Source organism: Suttonella ornithocola (genome assembly GCF_001889065.1).
Taxonomy (GTDB): Bacteria; Pseudomonadota; Gammaproteobacteria; order Cardiobacteriales; family Cardiobacteriaceae; genus Suttonella_A; species Suttonella_A ornithocola.
Window position 1 is genome coordinate 1 of record NZ_LWHB01000179.1, and the last position, 3870, is coordinate 3870.

General features: G+C 39.1%; 1 protein-coding gene and 1 pseudogene. One reads left to right on the top strand and one right to left on the bottom strand.

The genetic code is table 11. The features are described from left to right. Positions 1-504: pseudogene (locus tag A5N85_RS16715) on the bottom strand (IS630 family transposase); the annotation flags it as partial. A gap of 310 nt (positions 505-814) precedes the next feature. On the opposite strand from A5N85_RS16715, the gene A5N85_RS12135 reads away from it, so the two are divergent. Beyond that, the coding region (locus tag A5N85_RS12135; protein ID WP_072577451.1) for a pilus assembly protein at positions 815-3870 on the top strand (3056 nt) is incomplete at its 3' end.

The following is a 3870-nucleotide window of genomic DNA, read 5'->3' on the forward strand; positions in this document are numbered from 1 at the left end:
GATATCGTTATATTTTTGCCACTAATGGTGCTTTTAACAGTTTTCCCTTTGGATGAGCTTGCAAAGGTGATGTAAGTAGGTATCTATACCCGTTTCATCAATATAAACCCTTTGATGGTCATTGAAGGTTGCAAGCTTGGTTAGATCGTTTTCTACTTTGATTGGGTCTTGTTCTTTGTAGGTCGTGGTCTTTTTTTAAGTGTCATACCGATTGATTTTAGTGCATAAAATATACCTTGTGGTGTACAGGCAAAGTGTTCTGCTATTTCAAATAAATAGGCATCATTGTGTTGTTCTACATAGGTTTTAAGTTGTTCACGGTCTATTTTTCTTGGTTTTGTGCCTTGAGATTGGGCGCTAAGTTCACCTGTATCTCTTTGGAGTTTTTTCCAGCTGTATAGTGCTGAGCGTGATATGCCATAGGCTTGTATTGACTTGGTCAATGTCTTTGCATTTGTTCCAGTACGCCATTGCTTTTTGTCGGATTTCAATTGTGTATGCCATTTTGTTAGTTTTCGCTATTTTTAGTCTTGTTTCTATTTTAAATTACTATATTTTTTACCCCAGCATGATTTTCAAACCACTACCAATTTTTTAGCTCTTTTATTAGCCTTTGACTATGTTTTATGTGGATGTGTAACTTTTTTGATAGTCTCTGACTATACTACCTACTTTTTAAATCTCTATTATTTTGCTTTTTTATGTAATATTATGAAAGTATTTTAAAAATATATAAAGAGAGTAATATATGCTTATCTTAGAGTATATTTTGTCGCTTGCCCATAAGTGTTAATCAATAAGAAGGAAATACAGAATGGAAACAACTTTGAGTCAAATTTTTCCCTTTGAACATAGCAAAAAAATTATTGCTTTAGCAATATTTTCTGCCTGCTATACCTCAGTAGCAAATGCGGATGAACCAAAAATAAAGACCTCCCCCTTTTCTACAGAGCCTTTGCATTTGATTAATAAAGAAACCACGAAATCTGCGCCAGGCGTTAAACCCAATGTTATGCTTTTTGTGGATGATTCGGGGTCAATGAATACCGTACTGAAAGATATAAAATGTAATCGAAAAAACTATGATGAAAATGGTCAATATAATGAAGAATGTAGGTATTATGTAAGGAATGGGGGGTTTTATGTTAGACCGTATAGACGTATGGAAGCTACTAGGGATGCTATCAGAGAAGTGCTCAATCAATATGACCCAAATGAACCGGGTCATGTCGTTGATGATAAAACGGGCAAACCGATTGAAATGAATTGGAGCTTGTTTACTCTTTGGGGTTCTGAAGAACCTAATAAAGATCAGTGTCCTGGAGAAGCGGAAAAAGAAACATCAAGAATAGGTTTAGTATTTCATGATTATATGTCAGCAGCGAGTATAAAGCCTGTTGTTGAGCGTTTACATTATGAATCTACTGCTGTAAATAGTAGAGGTAGAAGAATTAAATGTTCCGCTTATACTCCTGCAACTATTCGTTATATTCAAGCGGCATGGAAAGTAAAGAATAGTATGAAATATGCTTGTCAAAAAAATTATATTGTTATGTTATCTGATGGAGATGCAAACTATGCAGGTGGTGGTAGACTAAGAACAGATAATGCTTATCCGTTTAGGCGATCAGACTATTCGCAATATGATCCAGATTCAATCTATGGTTACTTGCCACATGGATATAAAGGAAATGGCGCAGGCGATAATAATGGGATAGCCTTTTTTAGTAAAAAACTGTTTAATGCGGATTTAAAAACAGGCGGAGTGGATGCAGAAGGCACTAGCTGGGATGATGATAAGTATCCTAAGCAAAATATTGAAACCTATGTTGTAGGCTTTGGTAAAGGATTGTCCCCCAACGGTAGGAGATATTTGGAATCAGCGGGGGTTGCCGCACCTGGGGAGAATGGCGTTCAGCCGCAAACTTATTTCGTGGTCGATCAGCCAGAAGAATTGGTTGATGCCTTTAAGAAAATTTTTGAAAACGTTGCTAAATCAGGTGGCGGAAAGCCTCAAAAAACCACATCCGTTTCTACCCCCGCTAACACCAGTAGCTCTATTGAAGGCTTAGCTGCGACGATGACTTTAGATACGGGTAATTGGAGCAGTGAGCTACATTTAAATAAATTGGATGATGAAAACAAGCCTATTCTTAATTCAAAAGGCGAAAATGAGCTTGAATCCCCCAATTATACAGCGCAACGCAAATTTTTGATTAACAATGGTACAGAAACGCGCTGGTTAGCAAAAGATGAAAAAACGACGAAAGATTTTGGCTTTAAGTCCGTTAGTGATAGATATAGTGAATTTAATCATGGTTTTTATCCTTGGATTACACGTGATAAATCAAAAAGCGATGAGCAGATTATTGCTACCGTGAAAGCTTTGCAATTAACCTCAAGTGATGCTGTGGTTGGTGATTATCGAGATCGCTTAAAAGATGTTGAGCTTAAACCAGGCGAAAATCCAGCCACTGCAGATGCGCGCCAAATGGGCGATGTGTTAGATTCTTCTGTGGTAGCGATGGGCGAAAATGCGAAGTATCTAATGGTAGGTGCGAATGATGGCATGGTATATTTATTTAAAAAGACGGGTGCATCAGGCGATAGCTATCAGCTAGTGCTTAATTATATTCCAGGAGGAATGCAAAGAGAGAGCAAGGATGATAGCGATACCTTGATGAGAAATATGTATCGCCTTGCGCGGGAAGATTATGGCAGCTCTGATAATCCGCATATGTATGGTGTTAATGGTGGTATTGCTTATGTGAAAACTCCGAAGACGGGCGGTCGTCAGCAAAGAATAGTAGCTTTAGGCGCGATGGGGCAAGGCGGTCGTGGTGTATATGCTTTAAGTATTACGGGTTGTGAACGAACAACAGCAGCAAGCATTACAGGTGGTTCAGCTGTATGTGCGTCTACGGGCTTAGATGTAGCAAATAATAAATGGGATAAATCCGTCCCATTATGGGAAAGCGAGAAAGGTGCGAAGAATAAATTAGGCTATACGGTTGGTAAGCCAACCATCTATCAGGTGGCGAAAAAATGGAGCGATAAAACTACGCCTGATTATGCTAGCGATGTGCTGTTAGCAGGCTTTGTGGCAAATGGTTATCAGGCGAAAAATAAAGATGTGCCTTACGACAGTAAACCAACGCTTTATATCTACAATATGCTTGGCGAAGAGATGGGCGAGGATACTACTGGTGGCGTATTGAAGCCTAATGGCGTAAAAGGCAGCGTGATTAAGACGCTTTCTGCGTCAAACGCGGATGGTGCGGGAGCGCTTGCACCAGCAGCGTTAGTTGATATCAATTTTGATGGTATTGTAGATGTGGCTTATGCTGGTGATCAGTTTGGCGATATGTATCGCTTTGATTTGCGCGGTAAGCCTGATGAGTGGAAAGTAAGCAAGATTTATGATGGTAATAAAAAGCAACCTATTTCAGCAGCACCTGCGATTTATCGAGTAGATGAGCATCAGGTGGTGGTTACTTTTGGAACAGGTCGAGATATTTTTGAAAGCGATCGCACCAATACGGATAAACAAGCCTTTTTCGGTATTTATGATGATTTAGATACGAAAGAGCCTTCTCAGCTGACAACAGCGAATTTAGAAAAACGCGAAATTAAAACGGCAAATGGTAAACGAACAGCCTCTGTGAATAGTCCATTGCCTAAAAATAAAAAGGGTTGGTTTATTGAGCTTGAACCGGGAGTGATTGCTGGTAATGAAAATAAAACTAGCGAACAGGTGGTTACTCAGCCAAAAGTTTTACTTAGCACGGTATTCTTCACTACGCGGATTTATGAGAATAAGAAAACAGGCGATGTTAATGCGGTGCAAAAAGCAGAAACTTGTATCGAAAG